The organism is Streptomyces sp. NPDC058620, from assembly GCF_042717135.1.
Taxonomy (GTDB): Bacteria; Actinomycetota; Actinomycetes; order Streptomycetales; family Streptomycetaceae; genus Streptomyces.
Map to the genome: position 1 here is coordinate 181,009 of NZ_JBHXQO010000006.1, position 16,874 is coordinate 197,882.

The 16,874-nt window shown below is 68.4% G+C and carries 11 protein-coding genes; 5 read left to right on the forward strand and 6 right to left on the reverse strand.

Annotated features, from left to right (window positions below; all coding sequences use genetic code 11):
• The first annotated feature begins 290 nt into the window (after positions 1-290).
• The 4 genes from ACFWSK_RS09605 to ACFWSK_RS09620 are packed head-to-tail and all read left to right on the forward strand — an operon-like array spanning position 291 to position 7,569.
• The gene (locus tag ACFWSK_RS09605) at positions 291-1,463 is read left to right on the forward strand and encodes a CDP-alcohol phosphatidyltransferase family protein (protein WP_383783307.1); all 1,173 of its coding nucleotides are present in this window, start codon (positions 291-293) and stop codon (positions 1,461-1,463) included.
• Positions 1,460-6,013, forward strand: a complete 4,554-nt coding sequence (locus ACFWSK_RS09610; RefSeq protein WP_383783308.1) for a glycosyltransferase — start codon at positions 1,460-1,462, stop codon at positions 6,011-6,013. Before ACFWSK_RS09605 ends, ACFWSK_RS09610 begins: the two co-directional genes overlap by 4 nt.
• The gene (locus ACFWSK_RS09615; RefSeq protein ID WP_383783309.1) at positions 6,003-6,800 is read left to right on the forward strand and encodes a rhamnogalacturonan acetylesterase; all 798 of its coding nucleotides are present in this window, start codon (positions 6,003-6,005) and stop codon (positions 6,798-6,800) included. Before ACFWSK_RS09610 ends, ACFWSK_RS09615 begins: the two co-directional genes overlap by 11 nt.
• A gap of 13 nt (positions 6,801-6,813) precedes the next feature.
• Positions 6,814-7,569 carry an Ig-like domain-containing protein gene (locus ACFWSK_RS09620; RefSeq protein ID WP_383783310.1) on the forward strand — a complete coding sequence of 252 codons (756 nt, stop codon included), beginning with the start codon at positions 6,814-6,816 and terminating at the stop codon, positions 7,567-7,569.
• A gap of 106 nt (positions 7,570-7,675) precedes the next feature.
• Here the strand turns inward: ACFWSK_RS09620 and ACFWSK_RS09625 are convergent, their stop codons facing one another.
• From ACFWSK_RS09625 to ACFWSK_RS09645, 5 genes are all read right to left on the reverse strand, one after another.
• Positions 7,676-9,805: a 3-hydroxyacyl-CoA dehydrogenase NAD-binding domain-containing protein gene (locus ACFWSK_RS09625; protein WP_383783311.1), complete on the reverse strand. Its 2,130-nt coding sequence runs from the start codon at positions 9,803-9,805 to the stop codon at positions 7,676-7,678.
• Positions 9,802-11,022 (reverse strand): acetyl-CoA C-acyltransferase, encoded by a 1,221-nt coding sequence (locus ACFWSK_RS09630; RefSeq protein WP_328906474.1) that lies wholly within the window; start codon positions 11,020-11,022, stop codon positions 9,802-9,804. The genes ACFWSK_RS09625 and ACFWSK_RS09630 overlap by 4 nt, the downstream gene beginning before the upstream one ends.
• A 317-nt stretch (positions 11,023-11,339) precedes the next feature.
• Entirely contained in the window at positions 11,340-12,614 is a 1,275-nt protein-coding gene (locus ACFWSK_RS09635; protein ID WP_383783312.1) for an HRDC domain-containing protein, read from the reverse strand.
• Between the two features lie 119 nt (positions 12,615-12,733).
• The gene (locus ACFWSK_RS09640; RefSeq protein WP_185297704.1) at positions 12,734-13,396 is read right to left on the reverse strand and encodes a response regulator transcription factor; all 663 of its coding nucleotides are present in this window, start codon (positions 13,394-13,396) and stop codon (positions 12,734-12,736) included.
• A 208-nt stretch (positions 13,397-13,604) separates the two neighbouring features.
• Positions 13,605-14,264: a DUF3000 domain-containing protein gene (locus ACFWSK_RS09645; protein ID WP_383783313.1), complete on the reverse strand. Its 660-nt coding sequence runs from the start codon at positions 14,262-14,264 to the stop codon at positions 13,605-13,607.
• Positions 14,265-14,355: 91 nt separating this feature from the next.
• Between ACFWSK_RS09645 and hemE the strand changes: the two genes are divergently transcribed.
• Positions 14,356-15,429 carry a uroporphyrinogen decarboxylase gene (gene hemE, locus ACFWSK_RS09650; protein ID WP_383783314.1) on the forward strand — a complete coding sequence of 358 codons (1,074 nt, stop codon included), beginning with the start codon at positions 14,356-14,358 and terminating at the stop codon, positions 15,427-15,429.
• 21 nt (positions 15,430-15,450) lie between these two features.
• Here the strand turns inward: hemE and ACFWSK_RS09655 are convergent, their stop codons facing one another.
• Positions 15,451-16,818: an FAD-dependent oxidoreductase gene (locus ACFWSK_RS09655; protein ID WP_383783352.1), complete on the reverse strand. Its 1,368-nt coding sequence runs from the start codon at positions 16,816-16,818 to the stop codon at positions 15,451-15,453.
• Positions 16,819-16,874 lie beyond the last annotated feature (56 nt).

The following is a 16,874-nucleotide window of genomic DNA, read 5'->3' on the forward strand; positions in this document are numbered from 1 at the left end:
CCGGGGATGATCCAAGAGGTTCGGAATGATAGCGAAGCTGCTCTTGGTCAGTTCATCTCTTGATAAAGTCTGTGAATCTTTCATGTGAAGGACCGGGGGGTACCTCGTGAACATGGAGGCGCCTCGTGTCTGCCCATGCATGAGCGAGGGCTGTTTGCTGGTGTTCTCGTGACTGAGGGGTTATGGCCAAGCTGTCCCTGCGTGCTGTTCAGAAACTGACATGCAAGAAGCGTGACGCTTGGTGGACGGTGGTCCTGGTGGACCCCGTCGCGACCCGCATGCTGATCGTCATGGCACGGTTCCGTTTCATCACGCCCAACCGTGTGACGTGGGCCGCGCTGTTCGTGGGACTCGGCTCCGCCGGGTTCTTCCTCAAGGGCGACATGCTGTCCCTTGCCATCGGCGCGGCTCTGTACCACCTGAGCTTCATCCTCGACTGCATCGACGGAAAGCTTGCCCGGCTCAAGGGCAACGGCACCGTGTTCGGCGGATGGCTCGACTACGTCTTCGACCGCATCCGAGTGCTGTTCTGCGCCCTCGCCCTGATGGGCGGTCAGTATCTGCGCGACGGAGACGAGCGCTATCTCCTCGCTGCTCTGATGGTCGTCTTCCTCGACATGCTGCGCTACGTCGATGCCCTGCAGATCTACAAGATGCGCATGTCGATGCGCGCGAAGATCGAGAAGGTCACGCAGGAGAAGCAGGAGGCCGAAAGCGCGGCCGCGGCGGAGGCCGCCGCGGCGTACGCGGCAGCGGGTCAGGTGCCGGCCGAGCCGCCGGGGAAGCAGATCCGGTTCATGGAGGATCTGCTCCGGGAGAACCCGGAGGCCGAGGCGGAGACACTCAAGCAACAGGCCGAAGCCGCCCATGTCGTCGACCTGCATGCGCAGTTCCGCCACCGCTTCCCGTGGTACCAGCGGGTGAGGCACGCCCTGCTGCGCAGTCGCATCCGACCGCACCTGATCAGCGGCATCGAGTTCCAGATGTTCGTCTTCATCGTCGGGCCGCTGATTGGTCAGATCCTGTGGACGACGGTGGTCTCCGCGGTTCTGCTCGGCATCTTCGAGCTGATCATCATGTACAAGTTCTGGCTCTCCACCCGTGACTTCACCGCGGTGATGGCCGGTCTGAGCGTGGCTCCCTCCACGGCCGGCACGATCTCCCCCCATCTGCACCGGGGACGTCACCGTCGAGGCGTCGAAGAAGGGCTGCTCGAGGCGCAGCGGCTGCTGGAGCAGCAGCCCGACGAGGATCTGGGCTTCCAGCCCTACCCGCAGCCGTTCCCGGCCTACACGCCGAATGAGCAGTACGCGCAGCACGAGGAATGGCCGTCTGCCGGAACGTATCAGCAGACGGGCCGGACCTACGGATATCCGGATCAGGGCCAGCGGCTGTACGCCGCCCCCCACGCCCCCCTGCCGGAGCAGAACGGATACCTGGGCGACCGAGAAGGCAACCGATGAGGCTTGAACAGGACACCCCTGATGTATGGGTGACGATCGTCATTCCCGCCTACAACGCGGCGACGACGATCGGAAAGGCTCTCCAGTCCGCTGTCAACCAGACGTACGAGCGGGTCGAGGTCGTCATCGTCGACGATGCCTCGACGGACAACACGCTGGACATCGTCGAGAGCTTCGCCGGTAACAACGGGCGCGTGCGCGTGCTGCGCCGCCCAACCAACAGTGGTGGTGTCGGCGCGCCCCGCAACATGGGCATAGCCCAGGCGGCCGGCCGGTACGTGATGTTCCTGGACTCCGACGACGAACTGCCCCCGCGCGCCTGTGAGCTGCTGCTGACGAGTGCCTTGGAGACAGGCAGCGACATCACCGCGGGCAAGGCCGTGCGGGTCAACCGGGCCACCAGCGAGACCGAGGGCTGGGCACCCGAGGTCTACGCCATGCGGCGCACGGTGACCGGTCTCGCGGAGTTCCCGCTGATGCTCACCGACCCCATCGCCGCCGCGAAGCTGTACCGCGTCGACTTCCTCCGGGACGGCGGGGTCTGGTTCCCGGAAGGCGTGTTCTACGAGGACACCTACTTCTCGACCGTCGCCGGCTGCCTCGCCGACGGGATCACCGTCATCACGGACCCCGTGTACCGGTGGATGTGGGAACCCGAGGGCGACTCGATCACGGGCCGCACCGGCGAACTGCGAAGCATTACGGACCGCGTCGCCGTGCACCGTGCCACCGACGCCTTCCTCCTGGAGCGGGGCCTGTGGGCGCTCAAGGTCCGCAAGGACTCCAAGTTCCTCGCTCACGACCTGCGTCTGTACATGCGGGCCCTGGCGGAGGGCGACCCGCAGTTCCAGCAGGGCTTCGCGGAGATCGCCAGCAGCTATCTCTTCACGATCAGTGAAGAGGCGTTCGAGCTGTGCGACCCGATCGACCGGGTACGCGCCTATCTCCTGATGTATCAGGAGACCGAAGCCGCCCTCACGACCCTCGACTACGCCCAGCGCAAGAGCATGCTCTCGTCCTTCCTCGTCGAGGAAGACGGGCGCGTGTACTGGTCCGGAGATCATCTGCATCTGCCGGACGCCCGGCGCATGCTCGACGTCACGGAGCTCGGGCTTTCGGCGGCGAAGCTCTCGCAGGTGCCCCTCTTCGCACAGCTCGACAGCTGGTCGGTCAACGGGGTGAAGCTCCGGTTCGAGGGACGGCTCGTCAACAGGTTCGGCTGGATCGACCCGGGGCACGATCTCAAACTCACGCTGGCCGTGCGGAACCGGCACTCCAAGCAGGACGTCACGGTACCGATCCCCCGTTCGGACGTCGACGAGCGCTTCATCAGTTTCGACGGCACGGTGGACCTCTCGACCGTGCTCGGGAAGACGTTCTCCGACAGCACCGTCTGGAACGTGTCGGTCATCGTCGAGTGGAACCGGAGCCGGTCCCGCTCGCCGCTCAACGTACGGGACATCGAGCTCTCCGGGCTGACGTTCGAGGCGCAGGACGAGGAGCTCGAGGGCTACCGCACCGTCAGCGGAAACCTCGCGCTGAGGTGTGCGATAGCGGGCCGCCGGACCTTCGAGACCGCGCAGAACGACCCGAACGCACCGTGGATGTGGTGGCGGAACCTGCTTCACCCGCCCATCGCCACGCTCGACTACGCCTTCGAGATGGCTGTCGTCGTGCCGTGTTACAACGTGGCGAAGTATCTGGACGACTGTCTCGGCTCCATCGCGGCGCAGCGGGGCTTCGCGGCGACGCAGGTCATCCTGGTCGACGACGGCGCGACCGACGAGACGCCCCAGATCCTCGACCGCTTCGCCGAGTACTACGCCAACGTGACCGTGGTCCACCAGCAGAACGGTGGCCTCGGGAACGCGCGCAACAACGGCCTCGACCAGGTCACCGCGCCCTACGTCACCTTCCTCGACTCGGACGACATCCTGGGCGAGGACGCGCTGTCGAAAATGCTTCAGGCAGCGTGGCGGGACGAGTCCGAAGTGGTCGTCGGGGACCTGGTGAACTTCCCCGATCGTCCGTACGGCCCGTGGAAGCAGTACTTCGGCAAGGGCGACCAGGTCATCCGCGACCTCGCCACCGTTCCGGATCTCATCTTCAGTGGCTCCGCCTGCAACAAGCTGTTCAGCACCGGTCTGCTGAGGCGGCTGGGAGTGCGCTTCGGCGAGGGAGTCCACTTCGAGGACTCCTGGGTGACGCTTCCGACCATGCTGCGGGCGAACGCGATCAGCATTGTCGACGAGCCGGTCTATTACTACCGCGGCCGCCCGGACGGCTCCTCCATCATGGACTCCCTGTGGAGCAAGCCGGCGAACTACCGTGACCATCTGAGGCTCAACCACTTCCTGCTGAACTACACGGCGGGAGAACGTGCGGATATCCAGCGCATGTTCCACCGCTACGTCACGCGCACGTACAAGGGATTCCTGTGCAACGCCCGTAACGTGATGGCCAGATCCCAGCTGGCGGAGATGTTCCCGGACCTCCGCAGCCACTACGCTCAGATCCCTGACGACGTCATCCTGGAATACGCGACCAACTCGGTCCAGCAGCTCGATCACTACGCCGCCAAGAGCGGCAACTTCGAGCTCTTCTGCAACCCGGCACCCGCCCTGGAGAACGCGGAACTGGTTCTGGAGATCGACGACGAGGGTTTCTACCGAACCTTCGACGGAGGGTTCGTCGAGACTCGTACGGCGCGTGTCAACGATCCCAATGTCGTGGTGGAGTCGGTACGCACGCGAGGCGATGTCCTGGTCGTTGAGGGCTGTCTGGCATTCCCCGGCATGGACGTGAGCGGTCCGCTGCGCAACGGTCTGGAGTTCGTCTACCAGACCGCTCGCGCCAAGATCGCCGTCCCGCTGAGGCAGGTCGCCCGCCGCGACCTGTGGAACGCCCGTAACGAACGGGATCTGTACGCCGGATGGTATGCGGAGATTCCGGTCGCCGACCTGGCACGCGGGGGATTCGGAGTGGGCGACTTCCGGCTCCGCGTCCATCGTGAGGACGGTTCCCGGCAGCGCAACGTGGTCATGAAGGCGCGACTGCCGCTGCACCGGCTGAAGGGCCCCGGCCGCATAGCCGGCCACCCCTACATGCTCACCATCGGAGGTCAGGAGGCGCTGCACCTGCGCCTCGTCGACCGGACGGTCGGCGCGAGGGTCAAACACGCGGTGTGGCGCTTCGCCCGGGAGGTGCGCATTCTCAAAACGCGGAACCCGGGCTGGCGGATGCGCCTGGCCTACTGGCTGGTCTACCCGTTCCTCAACTCCCGCGAGATCTGGCTCATCGGTGAGCGCTCGGACACCGCGCAGGACAACTCCTACCACTTCTTCAAGTGGATGCGGACTCAGCGCAAGCGGCGCAAGGCTTACTACGTCATCGACAGGAACGCCCCGGACTACGCGAAGGTCGCGCGTTACGGCAGAGTGATCAAGCTCGGGTCGTTCAAGCACCGCATGTACCTCTTGCACGCGACCAAGCTCATCGGCTCGTACGACTCGGAGTCCTACCTCCTGCCCGAGGGCTACCGGAAGGTTCTGTTCCTGCATCGCTTCGGCGAACTGCTGAAGTATCAGCGCGTCTTCCTGCAGCACGGAATCATCTACAACGACGTGACCACCGGCGTGGACCAGCGGATCACCAGTTACGACATGATCGTCACCACCGGACGTCAGGAGCGTGAGTACCTGGCGCAGGAGGCGGGCTTCGGCGACCGCGCGGTGCTGGCCGGGCTGCCCCGGTTCGACGCGCTGCACCGGGAGCGGACGGAGCGGCCTCGCATCCTGCTCATGCCGACGTGGCGGCAGTGGATCGTGACAGCCTCGTACAAGAAGTCCTCGGGCCCGGCCAAGACGGCGTTCACGCAGTCCGAGTACTTCAGGTTCTACCGGTCCCTTCTTTCCGACCGCAGGCTTGTCGCGGCGCTGGAGCACTACGGGGTCGATCTCGAATTCTTCCCGCACTACGAGATTCGCCCCTATCTGCACAACTTCCGGATCGAGTCCTCGGTCATCAAGGTCGCGGACCCGAAGGGGAGGAATGTGCAGGACGCCATGAAGGAGTGCTCCCTCATGGTGACCGACTACTCCTCGGTGTTCTTCGACGTGGCGTACATGGGCATACCGCTCGTCTATGTGCCCTTCGACGAGGAGGACTTCTACGGCCGCCATTACAAGCGCGGCTATTTCAACCTCGCCGAGCACGGCTTCGGGCCGGTCTGCCGGACCGTCGACCGGGCGGTCGACGAGATCATCGCTGCCATGAGCAGGAAGTTCACGGTGGAGAGCCCGTACCGTGAACGTGCCGAGCACTTCTTCGCCCACCGGGGCGACGGGAACTGCCGGCGCGTGTACGAAGCCATCGACGCGCTCGGCAGGTCGAGTGCCGCCCAGTTGGGGCCGAGGGGACCGGTGGCCGCGCTGCCGGTATCCGCCGGGGGTGCTCGGAGCGTCCCCGCGCAGGTGCTTCCGGGCAACGACCGCGCGGAGATGCCGGACGGAAGCGGTATGCGTGACGGAGGGTGGGAACGTGCAGTCTGACGTCACCGGCGAACGGGGCCCGTGCCGCATCTTCCTGGCGGGCGGTTCGGAGGTTGTCCACCGGGAGCAGAGCAAGGCCCCCATGGCCGGCTGGGGGCAGGTGTTTCATTTCTTCTTCGGGCCCGAGGTCGAAATAGTCAACTGTGCCCGTGCCGGAGCGAGCGCCCGAACGTTCAGTGAGCGTGGCCGCTTGGAGTGGATCCTGGAGAACATCCGTCCCGGTGACTATCTCCTCGCCTCCTTCGGGACGAATGACTCGAAGCCAGAGAAATGGCTCCGTATGGAGGCATACGGAGACTTCCCTCATCACCTCCGGAAGTTCGTCGACGGTGCGCGCGAGCGGAACGCGCACCCGGTCCTGGTCAGTCCGCACGAGCGGGACACCCATGATGTGCACGGCAATCTTCCGCGCAGCATCACCGAGTACGCGATGGCCATGCGAGACCTCTCGGTCGAGGCGAGTGTTCCGTACATCAATCTCTACGACCAGAGTCTCGCCTGGTGGCAGGAGCTGGGACCCGAAGGAATCCGGCCCTTCTTCGTCCATCTCGAACCGAATGAGCACCCGAACTACCCGGAGGGGTTTCACGATCCGGGCCATCTCGTACCGGCCGGCGCCATCGCCTGCGCCCGCTATGTCGCCTACTCGCTGGTGGCGCAGAAGATCATTCCGCCGCACTGGGCCGTCAACCTCGACCGTGCGGAATTTCCTCCGGAATGGGTGGTCTGGCTCGACGACGAAACCCACGCCGCGCTGACCGAGGCGCGAACCGTCGGTCAGAACTGAGAGTCGGATGAGTATGAGCGGTACGAGTTCCTTCACCATCGCCCGTATGCGGAGCATCCAGGAAGACAATCCCTCGATGGTCTGCCACCTGGAGCTCCGGGCCGACGCGGACCCGCGCCGGCCCGTCCGGCCGGGACAGCAGATCGGCTTCGAGTTGCTCCTCACCCCTGAGGGCGAGGGCACGCGGTACTACGGATACCTCATGGCCAACTCGTTCGACCAGGTAGCCGTGATGGGGCGGATGACCGGCATGAGCCTGTTGCCGGGCGGCGGACGGTACGCCACCTCCACCGGTCCGGGCACCGAGCGCATCGCCAGATTCACTCTCGAAGTGCACAAGCACGCGGCTCCCGACGCCTTCCTCGTGCCGGTCCTGCGAGCGGGCATCATCGCCGACGGCGGCAAAAGTCTCACCTCCACCACGTTCTCGTTGAAGAACCACGGTTTCCGGATCGCCGCGCTGCCACCGCTGGGCCGCAGCATGGCCGTGATGCCGGGGCAGCGCGGCGTGCTGCGGAGCCTCACCGACGGCCTCGGGGACGGGGTGCGACTGGTCGGTGTCGGTCCGGCGAGGCACGGGGTGACCAGTGCCGAGGCGGACGGCGCGGTGACGTACAGCCCGTTCCGCGACCATCTCGGTTACGACTGGTTCGACTACGTACTGGACGCCGGAGAGGGCCGGCTGGCCTCCGGCCGGGTGACCGTCCACGTAGGCGACCTGGGAGTCATACCAGGCATCCTGGGAGCGGCCTGGGTGCCCGGCATGTGACATGCCACCCTTCACGCGTCGTAGTTCAGGGCAGACGGAAGCGGGCCGTACGGGAGGATTCCCGTACGGCCCGCTCGCGTATCCGTTCCTGCTGGCGCCAGGGACGTTACGCGGGAACGCTCGCCACGCCCGGTGCCAGGAACTTCTTGCCGTTGACGCGCTCGGAGATGCCCGCCCGGTCCAGGTACGGCGTGATGCCGCCCAGGTGGAAGGGCCAGCCCGCGCCGGTGATCAGGCAGAGGTCGATGTCCTGGGCCTCGGCGACGACGCCCTCGTCCAGCATCAGGCCGATCTCCTGCGCCACCGCGTCCAGGACGCGGTCACGGGCCTGCTCCTCGGTCAGGACGACATCGCCCTGCTTCAGGAGTGCGGCGACCTCGGGGTCCAGCTCCGGCTTGCCGGAGTCGTAGACGTAGAAGCCGCGCTTGCCGGCCTTGACGACCGCGGCCAGGTTCTCGGAGACCGTGAAGCGCTCCGGGAAGGCGCGGTTCAGGGTCTCGGAGACGTGGAGGCCGATGGCCGGGCCGACCAGCTCCAGGAGGACCAGCGGGGACATCGGCAGACCGAGGGGCTCGACGGCCTTCTCGGCGACGGCGACCGGGGTGCCCTCGTCGATGACGTTCTGGATCTCGCCCATGAAGCGGGTCAGGATGCGGTTGACGACGAACGCCGGGGCGTCCTTCACCAGCACCGCGGTCTTCTTCAGCTTGCGCGCGACACCGAAGGCCGTGGCCAGCGAGGCGTCGTCGGTCTGCTCGCCGCGGACGATCTCCAGCAGCGGCAGGATCGCGACCGGGTTGAAGAAGTGGAAGCCGACGACCCGCTCGGGGTTCTTCAGCTTCGACGCCATCTCGGTGACCGAGAGGGACGAGGTGTTGGTGGCGAGGATCGCGTGCGCCGGAGCGACCGCCTCGACCTCCGCGAACACCTGCTGCTTGACGCCGATCTCCTCGAAGACGGCCTCGATGATGAAGTCGGCGTCGGAGAAGCCCTCGGCCTTGTCCAGCACACCGGAGACCAGGCCCTTGAGGCGGTTGGCCTTGTCCTGGTTGATGCGGCCCTTGCCGAGCAGCTTCTCGATCTCGGCGTGGACGTAGCCCACACCCTTGTCGACCCGCGCCTGGTCGATGTCCGTGAGGACGACCGGGACCTCCAGGCGGCGCAGGAACAGCAGCGCCAGCTGCGAGGCCATCAGGCCCGCGCCGACGACGCCGACCTTGGTGACCGGACGGGCCAGCGCCTTGTCCGGGGCACCGGCCGGGCGCTTGGCGCGCTTCTGCACCAGGTTGAAGGCGTAGATGCCGGAGCGCAGCTCGCCGCCCATGATCAGGTCCGCGAGGGCCTGGTCCTCGGCGTCGAAGCCGGCGCTCAGGTCGCCGTCCTTGGCCGCGGCGATGATGTCCAGCGCGCGGTACGCGGCCGGGGCCGCCCCGTGCACCTTGGAGTCGGCGATGGCCCGGCCGCGGGCGACGGCCTGGTCCCAGGCGTCACCGCGGTCGACGTCGGGGCGCTCCACCGTGACCGTGCCGTTGAGCACGGACGCGGTCCAGATCAGCGACTGCTCCAGGAAGTCGGCGCCGTCGAAGAGGGCGTCGGCGATCCCGAGCTCGAAGACCTGCTTGCCCTTGAGCTGGCGGTTCTGGTTGAGCGAGTTCTCGATGATCACCGTGACGGCGCGGTCGGCGCCGATCAGGTTGGGAAGCAGCGCGCAGCCGCCCCAGCCGGGGACCAGACCGAGGAAGACCTCGGGCAGCGAGAAGGCGGGGAGCGCCTTGGAGACGGTGCGGTACGAGCAGTGCAGACCGACCTCGACACCGCCGCCCATGGCGGCGCCGTTGTAATAGGCGAACGTCGGGACCGCGAGACCGGAGAGCCGGCGGAAGACGTCGTGGCCGCCCTTGCCGATGGCCAGCGCGTCCTTGTGCTCCTTGAGGAGCTCGACGCCCTTGAGGTCGGCGCCGACCGCGAAGATGAACGGCTTGCCGGTGATGCCGATACCGGTGATCGCGCCGTCCGCGGCCTCCTTCTCGACCTGGTCGATGGCGGCGTTCAGGTTCGCCAGCGACTGCGGTCCGAAGGTGGTCGGCTTGGTGTGGTCCAGGCCGTTGTCCAGCGTGATCAGCGCGAACCTGCCGGCGCCCGCCGGGAGGTCGAGGTGGCGCACGTGCGCCTGGGTGACGACCTCGCCGGGGAACAGCTCGGCCGCACCCTTCAGAAGCTCAGTGGTGGAGCTCACTTGTTGCCTCCGTTGAAGTTCGGGTTCTCCCAGACGACCGTCGCGCCCATGCCGAAGCCGACGCACATCGTCGTCAGGCCGTAGCGGACCTCCGGCTGCTCCTCGAACTGGCGGGCCAGCTGAGTCATCAGACGCACACCGGAGGAGGCCAGCGGGTGACCGTAGGCGATCGCTCCGCCGTACTGGTTCACGCGGGCGTCGTCGTCGGCGATGCCGTAGTGCTCCAGGAAGGCGAGCACCTGCACGGCGAACGCCTCGTTGATCTCGAAGAGACCGATGTCGGAGATGGAGAGGCCCGCCTTGGACAGGGCCTTCTCGGTCGCCGGGATCGGGCCGTAGCCCATGACCTCCGGCTCGACGCCCGCGAAGGCGTACGAGACGAGGCGCATCTTGACCGGGAGGCCCAGCTCGCGGGCGACGTCCTCGGCGGCGAGCAGCGAGGCGGTGGCGCCGTCGTTGAGACCTGCGGCGTTACCGGCCGTCACGCGGCCGTGGGCGCGGAACGGGGTCTTCAGACCGGCCAGGGACTCCATCGTGGTGCCCGGACGCATCGGCTCGTCGGCGGTGACCAGGCCCCAGCCCGTCTCACCGGCCTCGGCGTTGGTGCGGCGCACGGAGACCGGCACCAGGTCCTGCTGGATCTTGCCGTCGGCGTACGCCTTGGCGGCCTTCTCCTGCGAACGCACCGCGTACTCGTCGGCGCGCTGCTTGGTGATCGTGGGGTACCGGTCGTGCAGGTTCTCGGCGGTCATGCCCATGAACAGGGCGGACTCGTCGACCAGCTTCTCCGATACGAAGCGCGGGTTCGGGTCCACGCCCTCGCCCATCGGGTGGCGGCCCATGTGCTCGACACCACCGGCGACGACGACGTCGTACGCGCCGAAGGCGATGGAGCCGGCCGTCGAGGTGACGGCGGTCAGCGCGCCCGCGCACATGCGGTCGATCGAGTAACCGGGGACGGACTGCGGCAGACCGGCCAGGATTCCGGCGGTACGGCCGAGCGTCAGGCCCTGGTCGCCGATCTGCGTGGTCGCCGCGATGGCGACCTCGTCGATCTTCGCGGGGTCCAGATCCGGGTTGCGTCGCAGCAGCTCCCGGATGGCCTTCACGACGAGATCGTCGGCGCGGGTCTCGTGGTAGATGCCCTTGGGGCCCGCTTTGCCGAACGGGGTGCGGACGCCATCGACGAAGACGACGTCCCGGATGGTACGAGGCACGGTGGCTCTCCTCCAGGGTGCGGGGTGGCACTGCTGCGGGGCGCGCTCGGGAAGTGCGCCGCCTCCCACATGCTACTTGCGGGTAACCAGACTGCCCACCCCCCACCACCGGAGCGGTGAACGTCACACGCCCGGACGCGTTCGGCGGTCACGGGCAGTGATCATCCCGCCCGTCCGTCCGCAAGCACGCGACGCCGTCAACCTGGCGTGATTTCGATCCTCTGCGACGGTGGTCCTGCCCCTCCCGTGTCCACCCGGGACAGCGGAACACCCCCGGCCGGCCGGCCGGGGGTGTCGGTGTTCGAGGAGGGGCGGGATCAGGCTTCGGTGCTCAGCGCCCGGAACAGGAGCGGGGCGACCTGTCCGATCTGCCAGCGTCGCGCCCCGTAACCGGCGAGCGTGTCCTCCAGCGAGGACGGCGTCATGCTCTGGGGCGGCTCCCAGCAGACCCGGCGCACGGTGTCCGGCGTGATCAGGTTCTCCTGCGGCATGTTCAGCCGCTCGGCGAGCTCCGTCACCGCGGCACGGGCCGCCGACAGACGGGCCGCGGCCACCGGGTCCTTGTCCGCCCAGGAGCGGGGCGGCGGCGGGCCCGCGAGCTGCTGGCCCGGCTGCGGGAGCTCGGACTCGGGCAGTGCCCTGGCCCGGTCGATGGCGGCCTGCCACTGCTCCAGCTGACGGCGGCCCATGCGGTGGCCGAAGCCCGGCAGGGCGGTCAGGGCCTGCACGGTGAGCGGGAGCGCCAGCGCCGCCTCCACGATCGCGCCGTCGCCGAGGATCTTGCCGGGGGAGATGTCACGGCGCTGCGCGACCTGGTCCCGGGTGTTCCACAGCTCCCGCACGACGGCCATCTGACGGCGGCGGCGCACCTTGTGCATACCGGACGTACGACGCCACGGGTCCTTGCGCGGGGGCGCGGGCGGCGCCGAGGCGATCGCCTCGAACTCCTCCCGCGCCCAATCCAGCTTGCCCTGCTGGTCGAGCTCCTCCTCCAGGGCGTCGCGCAGATCGATCAGCAGCTCGACATCGAGAGCGGCGTAGCGCAGCCAGGGGTCGGGAAGGGGGCGGGTGGACCAGTCGACGGCGGAGTGCCCCTTCTCCAGCGCGTAACCCAGCACGCTCTCGACCATCGCGCCGAGGCCGACGCGGGGGAATCCCGCCAGCCGGCCGGCGAGCTCGGTGTCGAAGAGCCCGGTCGGGACCATGCCTATTTCGCGCAGACAGGGGAGGTCCTGGGTCGCGGCGTGCAGAATCCACTCGCTGTCGGACAGGGCGGCGCCGAGCCCGGACAGGTCCGGGCAGCCGACCGGGTCGATCAGGGCGCTGCCCGCGCCCTCGCGGCGCAGCTGTACGAGGTAGGCGCGCTGGCCGTAGCGGTACCCGGAGGCACGCTCGGCGTCGACGGCCACGGGGCCGGTGCCCGCGGCGAAGGCGGAGACCACCTGGGCGAGGGCGTCGTCGGACGCCACCACCGGGGGAATGCCCTCGCGCGGTTCGAGCAAGGGGATCGGCGCCGGGGCGACGTCGTCCGGGGGAGCGCCCCCGGTGGTTCGCAGTGAAGTGTCTTCTGCGGTCTCTTGGGCGTCGGTCACATGTCAAGGGTATCTGTGTATGCACAGCGCCCGTCGACGGAATGATCCGTCGACGGGCGCTGATGCACGTATTCCAGCCGGGGCCGCATCCGTGCACGTGGCGGCCGGGGGAGTGGCGGTCAGTGGATGATGCCCGTTCGCAGGGCCACGGCGACCATTCCTGCGCGGTCTCCGGTGCCGAGCTTGCGGGCGATGCGGGCGAGATGGGACTTGACGGTCAGGGCGGAGAGGCCCATCGAGACGCCGATGGCCTTGTTGGACTGGCCTTCGGCGACCAGGCGGAGCACCTCCACCTCGCGGCCTGACAGTTCGCGGTAGCCGCCCGGGTGGCTCGGGGAACCGGGAGGCCGACGGTGCATACGGGCGGCATTGGCTCCGATCGGTGCGACGCCGGGGCGGGTGGGGTGGCCGATGTTCGTACGGGTGCCGGTGACGACATAGCCCTTCACGCCGCCCGCGAGGGCGTTGCGTACGGCACCGATGTCGTCGGCGGCGGAGAGGGCAAGGCCGTTCGGCCAGCCCGCGGCTCGGGTCTCGGACAGCAGGGTCAGCCCGGAACCATCGGGCAGGTGGACGTCGGCAACGCAGATGTCGCGCGGGTTGCCGATTCGGGGACGGGCCTCCGCGATGGATGACGCCTCGATGACGTCACGAACTCCGAGTGCCCACAGGTGCCGGGTGACGGTGGAACGGACACGGGGGTCGGCGACGACGACCATGGCCGTCGGCTTGTTCGGGCGGTAGGCGACCAGGCTTGCGGGCTGCTCGAGGAGAACGGACACCAGGCCTCCTGGGGAGTGGCGGGACGGGCCGGCTCGGGGATGAAGCCGGGGCGAACCGTGCTTGAAGGGTCATTGACCTCTTCGGCAGCAGACCCGTCCTCCTTTAGAGGAAGATCACGATTTGGTGAGTAACAATTCGGGCAAATAGGACGCGCGATCGATTGTACGAAAAGAGAGCCGGTGCATGTGCGAGCAATGTGACGCAGTGTTACGAAACCTGGGGTCCGCGTCGCTGAGGCAGTGTCACCACCGTCGCGTCGGACATTCCCGACGGCGGCAGTCCGGCGATCTGGCAGAGCAGATCCCCCCACGCCACCAGGTGCGCCGCCGCGTCCGGCGCCCCGCCTCGCCCCTCACGGGGCGTCCAGGAGGCCCTGATCTCGATCTGGGTCTCGGGCCGGCGCGAGGAGAGCGCGCCGAAGTAGTGCGATCCGGAACGTGTCACGGTGCCGCCTGCCTCCCCGTACGACAGCCCGCGCGCGTCCAGGGCCCCCGTCAGCCAGGACCAGCACACCTCGGGCAGCAGCGGGTCGGCCGCCATCTCCGGCTCGAGCTCAGCCCGCACGAGCGTCACCAGACGGAAGGTGCCCTGCCAGGCGTCGTGTCCCGACGGATCGTGAAGGAGTACGAGACGGCCGTCGGCGAGATCGTCCTCGCCGTCGACGACCGCCGCCTCCAGGGCGTACGCGTGCGGAGCGAGACGCTGAGGCGGCTTCGTCGGCTCGACCTCGAGTTCTGGGCGCAGCCGCGCGGAGCGCAACGCGTCGACCGCCGACCGGAACGCGGGCGGGACGGATGCCTCCTCCGTACTGTCCTTGCTGTCAGCGCCATCGGAATGATCGGAATATTGTCCCTGAGCCGGAGCCATGCGGGGAAGAGTAGGCGGAACCGGAGCCTCGCGCAGGGAGGGACACCCGGGCGGCACAAGCTCCTTACGGCTTCGTGCGAAGATTCTTGACGTGAGTGCCAACGATCGCCCCTCGGGCCAGCAGACGAAGTCATCCGCCACCCATGAGTCGGCGTTCCTCAAGGCGTGCCGACGCGAGCCCGTGCCGCACACCCCGGTCTGGTTCATGCGCCAGGCGGGGCGCTCGCTTCCCGAGTACCTGAAGGTCCGCGAGGGCATCGCGATGCTCGACTCCTGCATGATGCCGGAGCTCGTCACCGAGATCACGCTGCAGCCCGTCCGCCGCCACAAGGTCGACGCCGCGATCTTCTTCAGCGACATCGTCGTCCCGCTCAAGGCCATCGGCATCGACCTCGACATCAGGCCCGGCGTCGGCCCGGTGATCGCCGAGCCGATCCGTACCCGCGCCGATCTGGCCCGGCTGCGCGATCTCACGCCCGAGGACGTCCCGTACGTCACCGAGGCCATGGGCATGCTCACCGCCGAGCTGGGGTCCACTCCGCTCATCGGTTTCGCCGGAGCACCGTTCACTCTCGCGAGCTACCTCGTGGAGGGCGGCCCGTCCCGCAACCACGAGCGCACCAAGGCGATGATGTACGGCGACCCGGAGCTCTGGGCCGACCTGCTCGACCGGCTCGCGGAGATCACCGGCGCCTTCCTGAAGGTCCAGATCGAGGCGGGGGCGTCCGCGGTCCAGCTCTTCGACTCCTGGGTGGGCGCCCTGGCCCCCGCCGACTACCGGCGCTCGGTCATGCCGGCCTCGGCGAAGGTCTTCGACGCCGTCGCCCCGTACGGCGTGCCCCGCATCCACTTCGGCGTCGGCACCGGTGAGCTCCTCGGCCTGATGGGCGAGGCCGGCGCGGACGTCGTCGGTGTCGACTGGCGGGTCCCCATGGACGAGGGCGCACGCCGGGTCGGCCCCGGCAAGGCGCTCCAGGGCAACCTCGACCCCGCGGTCCTCTTCGCGCCCACCGAGACGGTGGAGGCCAAGGCCCGCGAGGTGCTCGACGCCGCCGCCGGTCTCGAAGGCCATGTCTTCAACCTCGGCCACGGCGTCATGCCGACGACCGACCCGGACTCGCTGACCCGCCTCGTGGAGTACGTGCACACGCAGACGGCGCGCTGACCGCGTTCGCGCGGCGGTACGTCAGGCGGAGCCTGCCGCCCGTACCGCCGCGTTCGCCTTGCGGGCCGCCACCAGGACGGGGTCCCAGACCGGTGAGAACGGCGGGGCGTAGCCGAGGTCGAGTGCCGTCATCTGGTCCACGGTCATCCGCGCGGTGAGCGCCACCGCCGCGATGTCCACGCGCTTCGCCGCCCCCTCGCGGCCCACGATCTGCACGCCGAGCAGCCGGCCCGTGCGGTACTCCGCGAGCATCTTCACGGTCATCGACTGCGCCCCCGGGTAGTAGCCCGCCCGGCCGGTCGACTCGATCGTCGCCGTGACGAACCGCAGCCCGACCGCCTTCGCGTCCTTCTCGCGCAGCCCGGTCCTGGCGATCTCCAGGTCGCAGACCTTGCTCACCGCCGTACCGACGACTCCGGGGAACGTCCCGTAGCCGCCGCCCACGTTCGCCCCGATGACCTGGCCGTGCTTGTTGGCGTGGGTGCCGAGCGCGATGTGGCGCAGGCGTCCCGAGACCAGGTCCAGGACCTCTACGCAGTCGCCGCCAGCCCAGATGTTGTCGTAGCCAGTGACACGCATCGACGGGTCCGTCAGCAGGCCGCCGTGGACGCCGAGCGGGAGGCCCGCCGAACCGGCCAGCGTCGTCTCCGGCGTGACGCCGATCCCCAGCACCACCACATCGGCCGGGTAGGTCTCCGCGTCCGTGGCGACGCCCGTGACCCTGCCGTCGGGGCCGGTGAGGATCTCGGTGACCGCGGCGCCGCTCACCGTCGTGATGCCGAGCCCGTCCATCGCCTCGTGCACGAGACGGCCCATGTCCGGGTCGAGCGTCGCCATCGGCTGAGCCCCGCGGTTGAGCACCGTGACCTCGAAGCCGCGGTTCAGCAGCGCCTCCGCCATCTCGACACCGATGTAACCCGCGCCGACGACGACCGCGCGCCGGCCCCGCGCCCGGTCCAGGGAGTCCAGCAGCGCCTGCCCGTCGTCCAGGGTCTGCACCCCGTGGATACCGGCGGAGTCCATCCCCGGAAGATCCGGGCGGACCGGGCGGGCGCCCGTCGCGATCACCAGTTTGTCGAAGCCCGTCCAGGACGCCTCGCCGCTGTCCCGGTCCACGGCGCGCACCCGCTGTCCCGTGACGTCGATCTCCGTCACCTCGGTGCGCATCCGCAGATCGATGGCGCGGGCCCGGTGCTCCTCGGGCGTACGGGCGATGAGGTCGTCCCGCTGCTCGACGTCCCCGCCCACCCAGTACGGGATGCCGCAGGCGGAGTACGAGGTGAAGTGGCCCCGCTCGAAGACGACGATGCTCAGCTCGTGGGGCCCCTTGAGCCTGCGGGCCTGCGACGCGGCGGACATGCCCGCCCCCGCGCCCCCCCAGGCGACCACTAGCGCCCCTGCCCAACCGGGTGCCCACACCGAGCGGGTCAGGGGGCCCCCCCCAA